The following is a 16,812-nucleotide window of genomic DNA, read 5'->3' as shown; positions in this document are numbered from 1 at the left end:
GTACGCCGGCACCGGCGTCCAGGTCGTCGTCCCGGGCACCGACCCGGCCGCGCGCGTCCGTGGGGAGTTGCCGGCTTCACACCATTCGCAACGCCGTTCGCAGGGCGAGCGGGGTCGCCGCGGCCCAGGCCTGCGGGGAACACGAGTGGGGGTAGGGCACCGGGCGGACCGTGGCCGTACGGTCGTAGCCGGCCAGCACCTCGGGCAGGCGGTACCCGTAGGGCGCTGCCGCCGCCACCAGACCGTCCACGACCGCGCGGACCTGGTCGGCGAGTCCGTACCGGGCCAGGCCGAGCGCGATGACTGCGTTGTCGTGCGGCCAGGCGCTGCCGCGGTGGTAGGACAGCGGGTGGTAGGGCTTCTGGCCCGCGGCGAGCGTGCGGATCGCCCAGCCGGAGTGGAAGTCCGGCTCCAGCAGCCGCTGTCCGACCCGGCGGGCGCGTGCCGGGTCGAGGATCCCGGACCACAGGAGGTGGCCGGCGTCGGAGGCGAGGGCGTCGACCTGGCGTCCCCGGCCGTCCAGGGCCAGGGCGGGGAAGTCGGTGTCCGGCATCCAGAAGTCGGTGACGAAACGGGTGCGCAGCCCTTCGGCGGCTTCGCGCAGGCGGCCGGCGTAGGACGGGTCCTGCCAGACCGCGGCGGCCAGTTCGGCGGTGCGGACCAGGGCGTCGTAGGCGTAGCCCTGGGCTTCCGAGACGGCGATGGGGCCCTGGGCCTGTGTGCCGTCGGTGAAGCAGATGGCGCCTGCCGAGTCCTTCCAGTTCTGGTTGACCAGGCCGTTCGGGTCGGGCTGGTAGACGAGGTAGCCGTGTTCGTCCAGGCCGCCGTCGGTGAACATCCAGTCGACGGCTCGCCGGGCGTGCTGCTCCAGCCCAACGGCCAGGGACGAGTCGCCGGTCGTCTCGTAGTGGGCGTGGAGCAGGACGAGGAAGAGCGGTGTGGCGTCGACGGCGCCGTAGTAGCGGCCGTAGGGGACCTGCCGGAAGTGCGCGAGTTCACCGTGACGGGTCTCGTGCACGATGCGTCCGGGCTGTTCGCCGCTCACGGGGTCGTGGAGACGGCCCTGGGTCGCCGCGAGGGCGCTCAGTGTGGCGGCTGCCGTCCCCGGCCGCTCGGGCAGCAGGAAGTACGACGTCAGCAGTGAATCGCGGCCGAAGAGGGTGAGGAACCACGGGATGCCGGCGGCGGGGACGGCGACCTCCTCGCCGTCCAGGCCGGTGACCGCGATGGTCAGCAGGTCCACGTCGGCGAGGCCCCGTTCGCAGGTGCGGGCCAGGTCGTCGGCCGGCGCCGTGGTCTGTCGCCGCGGCCGTGGCACGGCGGGAGCACCGGCCGGCAGTCCGTGCGGCAACGCGCGGACGGTGAGACGGAGTTCGGCTTCGCCGTGCGCGGCGAGCGGCAGCTCCCACCGCAGCGTGCGGGCGGTGGGCAGGTCCTCGACGGTGTCGTGACCGGTGGGCGGCGGGTGGCTGACGACGGTGGTCCGGGAGTGCCAGTCGTCGCGGCGGTAGTCGAAGACCAGTCCGTCGTCGGTGTGCTGGCTCTCGCGGCGGGCACCGGGCTTGGCGTAGCGGCGGTCGTCCGCGCGCAGTTCGAACAGGTCGGCGAAGTCGGCGTCGGCGGTGATCTCCACCAGGGCGGTGACCGGCTCGGGACGGTTGCTGACCAGGCGCAGGTGTTCGGTGAACTCCCCTGCACCGACGGACTGTTCGCGGAAGACGGTGTAGGCGGGCGGGTTGTCCCGGGTGGCGCTCGGGGTCAGGACGCAGACGGCGGTGTCGTCCGTCGTGGCGTCGGCGGGCACCAGGGCGACGGGTTCGGTGCCGTCGACGGTCAGGTGCCAGCGGCTGAGGTGGCGGCCGTCGCGCAGGAACAGTCCGTCGGGTGCGGTGCCGTGGGTGCCGTGGATGCCCCCGGTGGTGTCGACACGGGCGAAGGTGGCGTCCCGCACGAGTTGGACGAGGGTGTCGGCCGGGGTCATGGGGTGGGCTCCTTGGGGTCGGCGCACAGCAGGTCGAGCGTGAGGGCGGCGGTCCAGGAGAAGTGCCGGGCGCCCCGGGCAGCACCGGTGGTCGGGTCGACGTACTCGGCGAAGTCGGACCGTCCCGCCTCGCTGAGGAATCCCCGCCGCAGCCGTTCGGCGTCCTGTTCCCGGCCGTGCGTGCGCAGACCGCGGTGGATCAGCCAGGCGGTGTTGAACCAGGCGGGGCCGCGCCAGTAGCGCTGGGCGTCGAAGGCGTGGCCGGTCAGGGCGTAGCTCGGGACGAGCTGGGTGGCCGGTGCGTCGAAGCGCGGGCCGGTGAGGGTGTCGACGAGGCGGCTGACGACGTGCGGCGGCAGGTGAGGGGCGAGGAGCGGTACCAGGCCGGCGACGGAGTCCTCCCCGACCAGGGTGTCGGTGACCAGGTCGCGGACGCGGAACAGACCCGCGTTGTCGTCCCACAGACGGGTCACCAGGTGCCGGGTGAGGGCGTCGGCGCGGGCGGAGTGCGCCGAGGCGTCCGCTCCGGTCTCCCGTGCCATGGCCGCCAGGGCCCGTTCGCTGACGATCAGCAGGGCGTTGAAGCAGGGGTCTTCCACCGCGAAGGCGTGCCGGGCGGCGCGGTCGTCGTAGCCGGCGTCGCGGTAGTCGGTGACCAGGCGGACGTAGCGGCCGTAGTCCAGGTCGGTGGGCCTGTCCGCGGGATGGCCGTGGTTGAGGTCGGCACGACGGAAGGCGTCCGGAGCCGCCGGTTCCACGCGTACGAGGGCCTGGTCCCAGCAGGGGCTGTTGTCCATGCCCGGTTCCCAGGGGTGGACCACGGCGGCTAGTCCGCCACCGCCGAGGTCACGTTGGCCCAGGAGGTAGTCGTGCCAGGCGGCGAGGCGGGGGCGGACTCGGGTGAGGAAGCCGCGCCGGCGGGATTCCTCGGGGTCGGCGCGGTGCACGAGCCAGGCCGCCAGGGCGTGCACTGGTGGCTGGACGATGCCGGACGTCTCGGGTGCCGCCGGCGCGCCCGCCGCCCGCCCGGCGGCGGAGGAGCGCCAGAAGTCGGGGCTGGGGAAGTAGGCGTCGTCCGGTACGGCAGGGTTGAAGACGATGTGAGGTATGCGTCCGTCGGCCCACTGGGCGGACAGCAGTGACTCCAGCTCCTGCTGGGCGCGGCGGACCGAGAGGTGACGCAGGCCGATGGCGATGAAGGCGGAGTCCCAGCTCCACTGGTGGGGGTAGAGGGTGCGGGACGGAACGGTCGAGGCGCCGGTCCAGTTGTCGATGAGGACCCGCGCCGCACCGCGCCGCAGGGTCAGGTCTGCGGCGGCGGTGGGCGCGGGTCGGTCCAGAAGGGACTTCACGCGCCGGACCTCTTGAGGAACGCGGGGACGGACCGGACGGCTTCGACGGGGTCGCCGGTCAGCCGGCACTCGAGGGCGAGGTGCCCGTCGTAGCCGATGGTGTGCAGGGCGCCGAGCCAGGCGGACCAGTCGAGGTGGCCGGCTCCGGGCTGGAAGCGGTTGGAGTCGGAGACCTGGGCGTGGCCGATGACGTCGGCGTGCGCGAGGATCGCGGCCGCGGGGTCGCTCTCCTCGATGTTCATGTGATAGCTGTCGATGCCGATCCTGATCGAATCCAGGCCGGTGGCGCGGATCAGGTCGGCGGCCTGCTCCAGCCGGTTGACCATGTGGTCCTCGTACCGGTTCAGCGGCTCCAGGAAGAGGGTCACACCTTCCCTGCGGGCGTGTTCGCCGAGTTCGGTCAGGCCGCTGAGCAGGACCTCGCGGTCCTCTTCCTCGGTGCGCGGGGGTTCGAAGGGCGGCAGACGGCGGGAGAACATGCCGTACGAGGCCGGGGTCTGGGCGCCCCGGCCGCCGATCTCCGCGATGACGGTGAGCTGGGATTTCATCTGGTCGACGGCGTCGCGGCGCAGGTCCGCGTCGAAGGCGCCGAGGAAGTGCAGCATGTCGACGCACACGGTGGGCATGACCACGCCGTCCTTGCGGGCCTTCTTCAGTTCGTCGAGGCGGGAGGCGAAGTGGAAGTCGCCCTTGCCGCGCAGTTCGATGGCGTCGTAGCCCGCCTGCTGGGCGAACTCCCACTTGGCCTGCAGGGTGTCTCCGGGCAGGAGTTGTTCCTGCGCCGCGGTCTTGAGCATGAGGGGCCTTTCGGAGCGTTCAGAATTCCAGCACGACCTGCAGCGCCTCGGCGGGGCGCTCGTCGAGCAGCACGTAGGCGTCGGCGGCGTCGGCGACCGGGATGACGTGGCTGACCAGGGAGGTGACGTCCACCTGGCCCTCGGCGACCAGCCGCAGGAAGGTCTGCTGGAGGCGCTCCACGGTCCAGCGGTGGGACAGCTGCGGGGGGACGCCGCCGATCTGGGAGCAGATGAGCTGCACGCGGTTGTGGTGGAACTCGTCGCCGAGGCGCAGGCCGATTCCGTCGCCCTGGTAGAAGCCGGAGGCCACCACCCGGCCGCCGACGGCGACCGAGCGCAGCGCGGTGTGCAGGGCGGGGTAGGCGCCGCTGATCTCGATGGCGAGGTCGGCGCCGAGGCCGCCGGTGGCTTCCCGGATGCGTTCGGCGACCTCGTCGGTGCGGGCGTTGAGGGTGTGCCGGGCTCCGTAGCGCTCGGCCGTCTTCAGGCGGCTGTCGAGGGCGTCGACGGCGGTGACGCGGGCGCCGTTGAGTTGGGCGAGGCGGGTGGTGAGCAGTCCGATGACGCCCTGGCCGAAGACGGCGACGTCCTCGCCGAGGTGGATGTCGCCGGCCAGGACGGCGTTGTAGGCGATGGCGCCGACCCGGGCGAAGGCGCCGGCCAGCGGCTCCAGGCCAGCGGGCAGGGTGTGGCCGATCATGCGCTCGGCGGGGACGATGCCCTCGCTGCGGTGGCCCCAGATGCCCCAGACCAGGTCGCCCGCTTGCGGCAGGCCCGGGGTCCCGGTCAGGTCGGGGGCGGCTTCGACGACCTCCCCGACCTCGGAGTAGCCCCAGCCGGCCACGGGGTACTGGATGCCGGCCGCGCCGTCGCGGAACAGCCGGGCCTCGGGGTCCCAGGTCCGCGTCAGGTACGGGTTGGTCCCGCGGTAGGCGGTGAGTTCGGTACCGGCCGAGATGCCCGAGTAGCGGGTGCGGACCCTCAGGTGCCCGGGGGGCAGATCGGCTCCGGCCTGCTCGGTTACCTCCACCTGGCGGGGGCCGGTGAATTGGACGACGCGTTCCACGGATGACTCCGGAAGGGGGTTGCGAGTGCGGTTGCGTCGACAATATCCCGAGCTTATGTCTTGTCAACCAGCAAAAGTGATGCTGTGATGCGTCTTCAACAGACGGAAGTCGTAGCAAGGACATGCAATGCACACCATGAGCCGGCGATCGAAGACGATCGCGGTGGGCATCACGGCGGCCTTGGGCCTGGGGCTGCTCACTGGTTGCGCCAGCAGCACAGGACCGGGCAGACCCGACCGGGAGATTACGGTCTGGTCACAGGAGAACCTCCCTGATCGCGTCGCCGTGACGCAGAGGATCGTCAAGGGGTTCGAAGAGAAGACCGGTATCAAGGTCCATCTCGTCGGGGTCGACGAGGGCCAGATGCCCCAGTTGATCATGTCGGCCGCCGCCTCGGGCTCGCTGCCCGACGTCATCGGCGCCGCGCCCATGGGCCAGGTCTGGCAGATGTACAGCAACGGCCTGCTCAACACAGACATACCTCGGCAGATCATCGACGGGCTGGGCCGGAAAACCTTCAACGCCAACGCGCTCAGGCTCACCTCGGACAGCGGCCGGAGCCTCGGCGTGCCCTCCGACGCCTGGCTGCAGTTGCTGGTCTACCGCAAGGACCAGTTCGACTCGAAGCACCTCCAGGCTCCGGACACCTACGCCCGGGCAGTCGCCGGCGCCAAGGCGCTGACCGCCAAGGGGCGCTACGGCATCTCCGTGGCCACCGACCCGGGAGACGCCTTCACCTCGCAGAGCTTCGAGAGCATCGCACTCGCCGACGACTGCCAGCTCGTCGACGGCCGGCACCAGGTCGCCCTCGAGTCGCCGCAGTGCCGAACCGCGTTCAAGACCTACGACGAGCTGGCCCGCACCTACGGCGCCCCGGGCACCCAGACCGTGGACTCTACCCGCGCCACCTACTTCGCCGGCCAGTCCTCCGCGATCATCTGGTCCTCGTTCCTCCTGGACGAACTCGCCGGCCTGCGCAAGGACGCCCTGCCCAGCTGCCCGCAGTGCAAGGACGACCCGCGGTACCTGGCGCGCAACAGCGGCATCGTCACCGCGATGAAGGGTCCCGACGCCGCCGAGCCCGCCCAGTTCGGCGAGATCACCTCATGGGTGACCACCAAGACCGCCGAGACGGCGGCCTCCCGCGAGTTCATCGAGTACATGATGGAAACCGGCTACGAGTCCTGGTTCGGCATGGCGCCCGAGGGCAAGATCCCCGTCCGGACCGGCACCGCCGCACAGCCCGTGCGCTACCTGGAGGCCTGGCGCCACAGCAGCATCGGCGTCGACACTAAACAGCCGTTCGACAAGGTCTATCCCGCCAGCCTGCTCAACCAGCTGGCCGCCGGCGTCAGCAACATGCGGCGCTGGGGCATCACCCAGGGCGAGGGCGCGCTCGTCGGCGCCACCAACGGCGAACTGCCCGTACCGAAGGCCATCGGCGCCATGACCAGCGGACAGGTCTCCCCCTCCGAGGCGGCCGGCGAGGCCGACGACGAGGTCACCGCCCTGCAGAAGTCCCTTCAGTAGCCGCCCTCCTGCACGTTACAAAGGTCCCCTCATGACAACAGCTCCAGCCGGCACACCCCAGCGCCGGCACACCGGCGGCAGGTCCACGGACCGGCCCGCCGAACGCGCCCGCCGCCCCATGACGGCGAGCCGCCGCGCCAACCGCGCCGGCCTCGCGTTCGTCTCCCCCACGTTCGTGGTGGTCCTGGTGGTGGTGATCCTCCCCATCCTGTGGACCGTCCTGCTGGCGTTCCAGCACGCCAAGCTGGTCGACATCCAGGGCATGGGCCTGTTCGGCAACTGGACCCTGGACAACTTCGACCAGGTCTTCGGCTCGGCCGGTTTCTGGTCCAGCCTGAGCACAACCCTGCTGTACACCGCCGGCGCCACGTTCGGCTCCGTCGCCCTCGGCCTGGTCGCCGCGCTCGCCCTGCGCAAGCCGTTCCGCGGCCGCGGCCTGCTGCGCGCGGCGATGCTGCTGCCGTACGTCGCCCCCGTCGTCGCGGTCTCCTTCGTCTGGGAGGTCGCGCTCAGCCCCCAGTACGGCGTGGTCAACAACTGGGGCCACCGCCTGTTCGGCTGGGACGATCCGATCGCCTTCCTGTCCACCCGCTCGTACGAAGTGCACCTGCTCGGCCTGCACTTCGACGTGCCGCTGGCGCTGCTGACCGTCATCGCCTTCGAGACCTGGCGGTACTTCCCCTTCGCGTTCCTGTTCATCCTGGCCCGGCTCCAGGCGGTGCCTGGCGGGCTGGAGGAGGCCGCCCTGGTGGACGGCGCGACCACCACCCAGCGCTTCCGCCACATTCTGCTGCCCCAGCTGATGCCCGTCATCGCGCTGCTGTGCGTGCTGCGCTTCATCCTGACCTTCAACAAGTTCGACGACGTCTACCTGCTGACCGGCGGCGGCGCCGGTACCGACGTCGCCGCCGTGCGGGTCTACGACTTCCTCACCGCCCGTTACGACGTGGGTGCCGCGGCCGCCCAGGCCCTGGTCCTGGCCGTCTCGCTCATGGTCCTGATGGGCCTCTACTTCAAGTTCTTCGGCAACAAGGTCCAGGAGGAGTCGTGATGAGCCGGGCTCAGTTCGAGGAGAGATTCTTCGGCGTCGCGCGCTGGGTGGTCATCGCGTTCCTCGCCGTGATCACGGTGGTGCCCTTCTACTACATGCTGCTGCTGTCGCTGAAGCCGATCGACGCGCTGCTGCTCGACCCGGGCTCCCTGTGGGTCTCGGCGAAGGACTTCACCCTCTCCACGTACCGCGACGTGCTGCGCTCCACCGACGACGGTGGCCAGGGCTTCCTGAAGTTCCTGCTCAACTCCGCGCTGGTCTCGCTCGGCACCGTCGCCCTGACCATGCTGGCCGCGGTGCCCGGCGCCTACGCGATCAGCCGGTTGAAGTTCTTCGGGCACCGCCAGGTCAGCGCCCTCTTCCTCGCCGTCTACCTGTTCCCTGCGACGCTGCTGGCCGTCCCGCTGTTCGTCGTCTTCGCCAAACTGCACCTGTCCTCCAGCCTGTTCGGCCTCGCCGTCGTCTACGTCGCCCAGACCGTGCCGGTGGCCATCTACATGCTGAAGAACTACCTCGTCACCATTCCCCCCTCGATCGAGGAGGCTGCGGCGCTCGACGGGTGCAGCCGGCTGCAGACCGTCCGCAAGGTGGTTCTTCCCCTGGCCCTGCCCTCCCTCATGGCGACCGGGCTGTACGTCTTCATGATCGCGTGGAACGAGTTCCTGTTCGCCCTGCTCTTCCTCGCCGCGGACCCGGGCAAGTGGACGGTGCCGCTGGGCCTGGCCCAGCTCTCCAACGGCGTCGAGGTGCCGAAGACCGTACTGATGGCCGGATCGGTGGTCCTGACGATCCCCGTGGTACTCCTGTTCTTCGCCGCCGAGCGGCTGCTCACCGAGGGTTTGACCAGCGGTGCCGACAAGAGCTGAGACCATGAGGGAACCGATGCTGACACCGAGCCAGATCAGCGCGGGCGAGCTGTTGCAGCTCATCCGCAGCGGCCACGCGAACACCCGCGCCGATCTCCAGCGGATCACCGGGCTCTCGCGTTCGACCGTCGGCCAGCGACTGGACCTGCTCAACCGGGCGGGATGGCTCAGGCACGTGACGGGTTCCTCCACCGGAGGCCGTCCGTCCCAGCGGATCGTGTTCGACCCGAGGCACGCCTCGGTCATCGCCGTGGACCTGGAAACCAGATACGCCCGCGCCGCGGTCCTCGATCTCAGCGGCACGATCCTCGCCGAGAACACCGGGCCGCTGGACATCACCGAGGGGCCGGAGGTGGTGCTGGACCGACTGGCCGGGTGGTTCCCGGACCTCCTCGCCGCCGCGGGAGTCGACGCGGGGCACGTCTGCGGGATCGGGCTGTCCGTCCCCGGTCCCGTGGAATGGGAGACGGGCCGGGTCATCCAACCGCCGATCATGCCCGGCTGGGACCGGTACCCCATCCCGGAGCGTCTTCAGCAGGCCTACGCCGAGCACGTCGGCGGGAGCCTGGAGGGGGGGCCCGTCCCCGTGTTCGTGGACAACGACGCCAACCTCATGGCACTGGCCGAACAGCAGGCCAATCACCGGGACTGCACGGCGTTCGTCCTCGTGAAGGTTTCCACCGGCATCGGCGCCGGTGTCGTGGTGGACGGCAAGGTGTACCGCGGGGTCGACGGCGGCGCCGGCGACATCGGGCACATCCGCCTGCACGACCGGATCGACGTCTTGTGCATGTGCGGCTCCCACGGCTGCCTGGGCGCCGTCGCCAGCGGCCGGGCGCTGGCGAGGGACCTGAGCGCCCTCGGTTTCGACGCCGCGTCGGCCGCCGATGTCAGGCGCCTGCTCGCCGAAGGACACCCCGACGCCGTCCGGCTGGCCCGGGAGGCCGGGCGGAGGGCGGGCGAGGTTCTGGTGACCGTGGTCAGCCTGCTCAACCCCGGCGTCCTCATGATCGCCGGCGAGCTCTCCGGGGTCCCGTTCATGACCGGTGTCCGGGAGCTGCTCTACCAGCGCGCGTTCCCTCGTGCCACCGCGAACCTCCAGGTCGTCACCTCACGCCTGGGCGCTCACGCGGGCGTCATAGGGGCGGCCGCCATGGTCGTCGAGATCCTCTACTCCCCCGACCGGGCCGACGCCCGGCTCGGCTCACTCACCGCTTGAACGGGCCGCCCACGCGGATCCGCCACGGCGAGCGGGGCTGCCGGGCCCCACGCGCGCAGCACACTCGTACAGACAGGAAGACCGTGATCGTCACCTCTGCCCCTTGGACGGGCCGCCCCGTCGAGGTCGGCCTCGTGGGCGCGGGCCCCTGGGCCCGGGCCATGCACGCCCGTATGCTCGCCGCCGGGCCGGAGACCCGGCTCGCCGCGGTGTGGGCCCGCCGCCCCGACGCCGCGCGGCAGACCGCCGCACCCTACGGCGCACACGTCGCCGCCTCCTTCGACGACCTCCTCGACCGGTGCGAGGCCGTGGCGTTCGCCGTCCCCCCCGCCGTACAGGCTGAACTGGCGCCGTCCGCGGCGCGACGGGGAAAAGCGCTGCTGCTGGAAAAGCCGCTCGGCCCGGATCTGCCCGCAGCACAACGTGTCGCCGACGCCGTGCTCGACGCGGGCGTGGTCTCGCAACTCGTCCTCACCAAGCGCTACCATCCGCTCACCGACGCCTTCCTCGACGCCGCGCGGGGTCGCACGATCAGCGGCGCCCGCTCCTGCTACCTCCACGGAGCCTTCCTCGGCGGCGACTTCGCGACGGGATGGCGCCTAGAGTACGGGGCGCTGCTCGACCTCGGCCCGCATCTGCTCGACCTCCTGGATACCGCCGTCTCACCCATCACCGCCATACGCGGCTCCGGCGACCCCCGCCGATGGATCGAACTCACCTGCGAGCACGAGAACGGGGCCGTCAGTCAGGCGTCCCTGTCCGGTTCCGTCGCCGTCGACCGCGCGCTCACCCGGGTCGACCTCTTCGGCCCCGAAACCACGTTGACCTACGACACAGCCGAGATCGACCACGAGGAGTGCTGGCCGATCCTGCGCCGCAGCTTCGCCACCGCCATACGCACGAACCAGCCGACGAAACTCGACGCAGCGCGCGGGCTGTATCTGCAACGCCTCATGGACCAGGCGATCCGGACGACGCCGTGACCCCGGTCCAACGACTGACGCGGGCCTGGTGCTGACGACGTCGGCACCAGTGTGACCAGTGCAGAATGTGCTCCAGGGGTGTCAGGCGTCTGATCCATGGCGAGGGTCATGCGGCGGTGCCATCCGGCATAGCGGCGGACCTGGTAGTCGTCCAGGCCGCACTCCTGCTTCGCGTAGGAGATCTCCTCGGGACGGCTGACGCTGCGGCGGACGAGCACCCAGTGCCGGCGGTCCTCGCGGTGCCAGGGCCGCACCTCGACCCGGGCCCAGTCGTGGATCCGTCGGCCGTGGGCGCCCTCACCGTAGGAACGGCATTTCCACTTTCGGCGCGGCAGGCCGGGAAACAGGTCGTGGACGGGGTGGTCGAGTGCACAGCGAGTGACGACGGTGGCGTCGACGATGAGCACCGCATCGCGGTCACCGAGGTTGTCGACCACGTAGTGGCGCACATCGTCCAGGACCTCATCGGCGTTCCACTCGATCCGGTTCAGCATCCGCTGGATACGGTCTGGGCCGCCATGGCCCGCCTCCTCGGCCAGGGCCCAGCCGTTCTTGCGCTGCAACGGAGCGATCAGGTCCCGCCCATAAGCCAGCGCCGTACCGCCTGCTGCGAGCCATCAGACGGCACATGCAGGGGGGTGGGCACTTGCCCACCCCCCTGCATGTGCGGAGAGCGCTCCTGGCCAACCAATTCCGTCCGCCCCTCACGGACAATCTGGATGCACTAGGTTCGCGTCGTCTCCGGACTCACTGGCCGCCGAGTCCTGTGGTCGCGACCGACTTGACGATCTGGCGCTGGAAGAAGAGGAACACCAGCACCAGGGGTAGCGCGGCCAGAACCGCGGACGCCATGGTCTGCGCGTATTGGATGCCGTAGGCGTCCTTCACCGAGGTGATACCAACGGGAAGGGTCATCAGGGCCGGGTCCGAGGTGGATACGAACGGCCACAGGAAGTTGTTCCAGGCCCCGATGAACACAAAGATCGCCACGGCCGCGAGCATCGGCCGCGACAGCGGCAGCAGCACGGACCAGAAGATGCGCCAGTGGCCCGCTCCGTCAATGCGCGCGGCTTCCTCCAGTTCACGCGGCAGGGAGTCGAAGTGCTTCTTCAGGATGAAGACCATCACCGGTGCCACCGTTTGAGGAAGGATCACTGCGGCGTAGGTGTCGAGCAGGTGCAAGCTCAGCATCTGCCGGAACCACGGCACAATAAGGATTTGCGGGGGCACCAGCACGGCGGCCACGGTGAGGGCGAAGAAGAGACGGCGGCCGGCGAAGAGCGTGCGTGAGAAGGCGTAGCCGGCCATCGCGGACACCAAAACGGTCATCACGGTGACGGCCGCCGCGATCAGGAAGCTGTTCAGCATCCACAGCGGCAGGTCGCCGCGCTCCCATACGGTGCTGAAGCCCTTCAGGGTCCAACCGTGGCGCGGCCACACCCAGTGATCAGCATCGCTGGCGTCTTGCTCGGACTTGAAGGCGGTCAGCATTGCCCACAGCATCGGAAGCAGCCAGACCAGCGCCAGGACGCAGAGCACGGTGAGGGCGAGTATGCGTGCCAGTCTGCTGTTACCGAGGACGAGGTGGTTGCCCCGCAGGCGGGGCCGGCGGGAGGCGGCGGGTCGGGCAGCCCCCGGGGTTTGCGGGGCCGGTGGCGTGCGGATCGACAGTTCGGTTGACGTCATGTCACTTCTCCCGGCGGCGGAGGGCGGCGTACTGGGCTGCGGAGGCGAGCAGGACGAGTGCGAAGAAGATGTAGCTGATCGCGGAGGCGTAGCCGAGCCGGTAGCCGGTGAACCCGACGTCGTAGACGTACTCGACGATGGGGCGGGTCGAGCCGTTGGGGCCGCCCTTGGTGAGCAGGTAGACCTGGTCGAAGACCTTCAACGAGGCCAGGATCTGCAGCACCGTGATGACCACCGTGATTCGGTTGAGCTGAGGAAGAGTGATCGACCACAGGCGGCGCCAGGCACCCGCGCCGTCGATCGCCGAGGCCTCGTACAGGTGGTCCGGTATGGCCTGCAGGGCAGCGAGATAGAGCAGGAAGTTGAAGCCCACCGTCCACCACAGGGTGGTCAGGACGATTGCCCACATCGTCACCGACTCGTCGCTGAGCCAGCCGACCGGCTCCATCCCGACGAGGGCGAGGACGTGGTTGAGGAGGCCCAGGTCGGGCTGGTAGAGCCAAATCCACAGCAGGCTCACCACGCCCACGGGCAGCAGGTAGGGCGCAAAGAACGCCAGGCGCCACACCCACTGGCCGGGCAGGCCGGTGTGCACGAGCAGGGCCATGCCGAGCGAGACGGCGACCAGCGGGATGGTGGACAGGACGGTGAACCACACCGTGTGCCCGAGGGCGCGCCACATCTCGGCGTCTTCGAGGGCCTCGGTGAAGTTGTCCAGACCGACGTAGGAGGGTTCGTGGGCCGACAAAGAGGTGTCGGTCAGACTGGTCCACAGGCCCTGGGCCAGGGGCCACAGCATGAAGAGGGCGAACAGGACCAGGAAGGGCAGCGCGAACAGCAGACCCGGAGGGAGCAGCCGGCGCACCGACAGGGCCCCTGGGCGGGGCGGGGCTGAGGGAGAGGACATCGTCGTGCCTCCTGCGCAGAAGGTGGTGGCCGGGTCAGGCCGGGCTGGGCTTGGACAGGAAGGTGTTCAGGCGCCGTACCATCGCGCGCGCCGCGCGGTCCGGTGCGAGGCCGTCGAGCAGAGCCTGCTGCAGGGTCTGGGACATGGAGTTTTGGAAGTCTGAGCCGGCGCCTGCGAACCACACGGAGGGGTCGAGGACGACATGCTGCTGGGCCTGGGCGTAGTGTGACTGCGGCTGGAGTTCGGCGTAGGCGTCGGTGCGGGTGATGGGACCGTAGGCGGGGATGTGCCCGGCCGTGGCCCAGATCTGGCCGGCCTTGAGCAGGGCTGCCACTGCCTGGTGGGTGTGCCGGCGCCGCTTCGGGTCCGGATCCGGGTGGTGCGGCAGGACGAAGGAGTGCGAGTCGGCGTAGACGGCAGGGGTGCCGAACACCGTCGGGAAGGGCGCCGCTCCCACCTTGGAGTCGGCGCTGCGGAACGTTCCCAGTTCCCATTCCCCTGAAAGGATCATCGCCGTCTGCCGGTTGGCGAAGGACGCGATCGCGGCAGCGTAGTCGAGGTGCTTCGGGTTGACCCGTCCGTCAACGATCTTCACCATGAACGCGATGACCTCGGTCATGCGATCCACGTCGACCTCGGCAGGGCCCCCCTGCGGCAGGCCGAACCGGCCGCCGGTCTGCCGGTACAGGCCGTAGAACAGACGCCAGCACTGCGCGCTGTCGGTGACGTAGCCGAAGGCGATGCCCTGTTTGCCCGATGCCTTGGCGAGCTCGCGGCCGGCCTTCAGGAACGAGTCCGGGGAGGAGAATGCCTCGGCGTCCAGGGTGCCGTCGCTCGTGAGCAGGCCCGCCTTGGCGGCAGGTCCGGGGTGGTAGAAGACGATGAACGGGTGAGTGTCCAGGGGGACGGCATACGTTTTGCCCTCGAACTGCGTGCGGGACCACACGGCGTCGGTGAAGTCGCTCTTCCTGACGCCGTACTCGGCCAGCAGGTCCATATCCCACGGGTCGAGCAATCCGGTGGGGGCGTAGCCCGCGAGCCTGGACATGTGGGATACGGCCACATCGGGGCCGCGCCCGCCGGCGGAGGCCATGGCCAGCTTGGTGTAGTAGGGCGTGCCCCACTCCAGTACCGTGCGTTCGACGCGGGTGCCCGGCATGTGCGGCCGTGCCGCTTTGACCATGTCGTTAAGCAGTCCGCCATCGGCGCCGCTGAACAGGTCCCACAGGCGAACCGTCGAGGTGTCCGAGGCTTGGGCTGAGCCGCAGCTGCTGAGTGCGGCGCCGGCCAGGGACACCGCTCCCGAGGCGAGTGCAGCCGTGAGGATCCTGCGGCGCGTCAGCCCACGGCCTTCCTCTGGTTCCGGCCGGTCGGTCATGCGACTCCTTCCCTCACCAGGCGGTTCGGTTCGGACATTCTTCCGTGGTGTGTACGCACCGGACCGCCTTGCGTGTACATCGTTGTAACTGCTGTCAGGGAGCGTCGGTCGCCGTCTGCGTCCGACGGATTGTTTCAGTTGTTCTCGTAGGCGGCCGGGCGTATCTGCGCCTGGCGGATCCGCTCGATGTCGAGCTTCACGGAGCGATCGAAGCGGTAGAGGCCGTTCTGTTCCTGGAACACGTCCGTGAGCTGGGTGTAGCAGTATCCGAACATGTCCGGGTCATCGAGCAGCACGCCGGTCAGGCCTGCGAAGCGGTCGTGGAATTCCTCTTCCGTCCGGGGTCGGTCGCCATAGCCCCAGGATTCGTGCGTCTCGTCACCGGAAGCCTGCGCCGCTTGCGGGTCCCACCAGATTCCTCCGAACTCACTGCAGAAGTAGGGCTGGCCCCGGTACGCCACCGACCAGGGCCGTCCGTCGGGTCCCGCGTTGACGTACGGCCGGTTTTCAGCGAGGCCGGACATCGTCTTGGCGAAGACGGCGGGATCCTGTTCGTAGCAGTGAGAGTCGTAGATGTCGGTCTCGCGGACGCGGTGCGCGTAGCCGGAGGCGTCTACGACGGGCCGGGTGGGGTCGGCCTGCTTGGTGGCCAGGAACATCGCCTGGGTCACGTCGTCGAGCTGTGTGATGCGGTCGTGCAGGTGCTGGTACGTCTCGTTGAGCGGGCACCAGCCGATGATCGAGGGGTGCGAGTAGTCCCGCTCCAGTGCCTCCATCCACTCGGCGACGTAGCTGGCGTCCGGGCGCTGGTTGTTGTCCCGCTCCCCGGTCTCGCAGCCCCAGTCCCCGAACTCCCCCCAGACCAGGTAGCCCAGGCGGTCGGCGTGGTAGAGGTAGCGCTCCTCGAAGACCTTCTGGTGCAGGCGGGCGCCGTTGAACCCGGCATCCATGGCGAGTGTGATGTCCTTCAGCAGGGCCTCGTCGCTGGGGGCGGTCATCAAGCCGTCGGGCCAGTAGCCCTGGTCCAGCACGAGGCGCTGGAAGACCGGGCGCCCGTTGATCAGGATCCGCTTGCCTCGGATCGCGACTGAGCGCAGGCCGGCGTAGGAGTCGGCGGTGTCGATCACGGTGCCGTCGGCGTCCAGCACCTGCAGGCGCAGCCCGTACAGGTGGGGGTCTTCGGGCGCCCAGAGCCGCACACGGTCCTCGGGCACCGCGAGCACGAGCCTCGGGCACAGGTCGAGGTCGGCACGCGCCTCGGCGGCCACCACCTCTCCGGATTCGTCGCTGAGCACCGCCCGCACGCGGTGGCCGGGGAGATTGGCGGTCAGCGGAAGCTCCAGGTAGAAGCTGCCGGAGGAAACATCCGGCGTGATGCGCGGCCGTTTGAGCGCGACCGAGCGGGGCACCGGCTCCATCCACACCGTCTGCCATATGCCGGTGGTGCGGGTGTAGTGGCAGTGCGAGTTGGCGTACCAGGTGGCCTGCTTGCCGCGCGCCTGCGCTCCGTGCCGGCTGTCGCGCGCGCGGACTACGAGCGTCACGTCGGAGCCGGGTTCCGCGATGCCGTCGAGGTCGGCGGTGAAGGGGGTGAAACCGCCGCGGTGGCGGGCCACCTCGACGCCGTTCGCCCAGACCGTGGTGTCGTGGTCGACCGCGCCGAAGTGCAGCAGGACGCGGGCGTCGGTCCAGTCTTCCGGCACGGTCACCGTGCGCCGATACCACACCGCCTCCAGGAAGTCCGTGTTCTGGATTCCCGACAGCAAGGACTCTGGGCAAAACGGCACAGTGATCAAGTCCGCCAGATCACCCTCCGCCAGGCCCCGCTCCAGACCGGTGTCAGAGACATCGATCTCGAACTGCCACGTTCCGTTCAGATTGAGCCACGCGTCACGGACGAACTGCGGCCTGGGGTACTCGGGGCGCGGTTGATCCGACGAGTGCGGGACGGACATGGTGCTCCTTGTGATACCTGGGGCGATGCGATCCGGAGCT

Annotated in this window: 13 protein-coding genes and 1 pseudogene; 5 read left to right on the top strand and 9 right to left on the bottom strand. The window is 69.7% G+C overall.

The window, feature by feature from the left end; translation table 11 throughout:
• Window positions 1–76: 76 nt before the first annotated feature.
• From ACZ5DC_RS37540 to ACZ5DC_RS37525, 4 genes are read right to left on the bottom strand one after another with little or no spacing between them, the layout of a single operon-like run.
• A complete protein-coding gene (locus ACZ5DC_RS37540; RefSeq protein WP_468660443.1) occupies window positions 77–1,981 on the bottom strand; it encodes an amylo-alpha-1,6-glucosidase in 1,905 nt (634 codons plus the stop codon).
• Window positions 1,978–3,333: an MGH1-like glycoside hydrolase domain-containing protein gene (locus ACZ5DC_RS37535; protein WP_468660441.1), complete on the bottom strand. Its 1,356-nt coding sequence runs from the start codon at window positions 3,331–3,333 to the stop codon at window positions 1,978–1,980. Before ACZ5DC_RS37535 ends, ACZ5DC_RS37540 begins: the two co-directional genes overlap by 4 nt.
• Complete coding sequence (locus ACZ5DC_RS37530; protein WP_468660440.1) at window positions 3,330–4,130, bottom strand: sugar phosphate isomerase/epimerase family protein; 801 nt, start codon at window positions 4,128–4,130, stop codon at window positions 3,330–3,332. Before ACZ5DC_RS37530 ends, ACZ5DC_RS37535 begins: the two co-directional genes overlap by 4 nt.
• A gap of 19 nt (window positions 4,131–4,149) precedes the next feature.
• Window positions 4,150–5,196, bottom strand: coding sequence for a zinc-dependent alcohol dehydrogenase (locus ACZ5DC_RS37525; protein ID WP_468660438.1), 1,047 nt, complete (start codon window positions 5,194–5,196; stop codon window positions 4,150–4,152).
• Between the two features lie 127 nt (window positions 5,197–5,323).
• Between ACZ5DC_RS37525 and ACZ5DC_RS37520 the strand changes: the two genes are divergently transcribed.
• From ACZ5DC_RS37520 to ACZ5DC_RS37500, 5 genes are all read left to right on the top strand, one after another.
• Window positions 5,324–6,727 carry an ABC transporter substrate-binding protein gene (locus ACZ5DC_RS37520; protein ID WP_468660436.1) on the top strand — a complete coding sequence of 468 codons (1,404 nt, stop codon included), beginning with the start codon at window positions 5,324–5,326 and terminating at the stop codon, window positions 6,725–6,727.
• 31 nt (window positions 6,728–6,758) lie between these two features.
• On the top strand, window positions 6,759–7,778 hold the full coding sequence (locus tag ACZ5DC_RS37515) for a carbohydrate ABC transporter permease (RefSeq protein WP_468660435.1): 1,020 nt from the start codon (window positions 6,759–6,761) through the stop codon (window positions 7,776–7,778).
• Window positions 7,778–8,644 carry a carbohydrate ABC transporter permease gene (locus ACZ5DC_RS37510; RefSeq protein WP_366754651.1) on the top strand — a complete coding sequence of 289 codons (867 nt, stop codon included), beginning with the start codon at window positions 7,778–7,780 and terminating at the stop codon, window positions 8,642–8,644. The genes ACZ5DC_RS37515 and ACZ5DC_RS37510 overlap by 1 nt, the downstream gene beginning before the upstream one ends.
• Window positions 8,645–8,660: 16 nt before the next feature.
• The gene (locus ACZ5DC_RS37505) at window positions 8,661–9,863 is read left to right on the top strand and encodes an ROK family transcriptional regulator (RefSeq protein ID WP_468660434.1); all 1,203 of its coding nucleotides are present in this window, start codon (window positions 8,661–8,663) and stop codon (window positions 9,861–9,863) included.
• Between the two features lie 83 nt (window positions 9,864–9,946).
• Entirely contained in the window at window positions 9,947–10,846 is a 900-nt protein-coding gene (locus ACZ5DC_RS37500) for a Gfo/Idh/MocA family protein (RefSeq protein ID WP_468660433.1), read from the top strand.
• Between the two features lie 47 nt (window positions 10,847–10,893).
• Here ACZ5DC_RS37500 and ACZ5DC_RS37495 read toward each other — a convergent pair.
• From ACZ5DC_RS37495 to ACZ5DC_RS37475, 5 genes and pseudogenes are all read right to left on the bottom strand, one after another.
• Window positions 10,894–11,445: pseudogene (locus tag ACZ5DC_RS37495) on the bottom strand (transposase); the annotation flags it as partial.
• 148 nt (window positions 11,446–11,593) lie between these two features.
• Window positions 11,594–12,532 carry a carbohydrate ABC transporter permease gene (locus ACZ5DC_RS37490; protein ID WP_468660431.1) on the bottom strand — a complete coding sequence of 313 codons (939 nt, stop codon included), beginning with the start codon at window positions 12,530–12,532 and terminating at the stop codon, window positions 11,594–11,596.
• A 1-nt stretch (window position 12,533) separates the two neighbouring features.
• Entirely contained in the window at window positions 12,534–13,439 is a 906-nt protein-coding gene (locus ACZ5DC_RS37485; protein ID WP_468660429.1) for a carbohydrate ABC transporter permease, read from the bottom strand.
• 34 nt (window positions 13,440–13,473) lie between these two features.
• Complete coding sequence (locus ACZ5DC_RS37480) at window positions 13,474–14,817, bottom strand: ABC transporter substrate-binding protein (RefSeq protein ID WP_468660427.1); 1,344 nt, start codon at window positions 14,815–14,817, stop codon at window positions 13,474–13,476.
• A gap of 134 nt (window positions 14,818–14,951) precedes the next feature.
• Window positions 14,952–16,772, bottom strand: a complete 1,821-nt coding sequence (locus ACZ5DC_RS37475; RefSeq protein ID WP_468660425.1) for a glycoside hydrolase family 2 protein — start codon at window positions 16,770–16,772, stop codon at window positions 14,952–14,954.
• Window positions 16,773–16,812 lie beyond the last annotated feature (40 nt).

The sequence above is a fragment of the Streptomyces sp. NPDC031445 genome (genome assembly GCF_055581365.1).
Note: the sequence above shows the minus strand (reverse complement) of the source record. Positions and strands in the feature narration are given on the sequence as shown.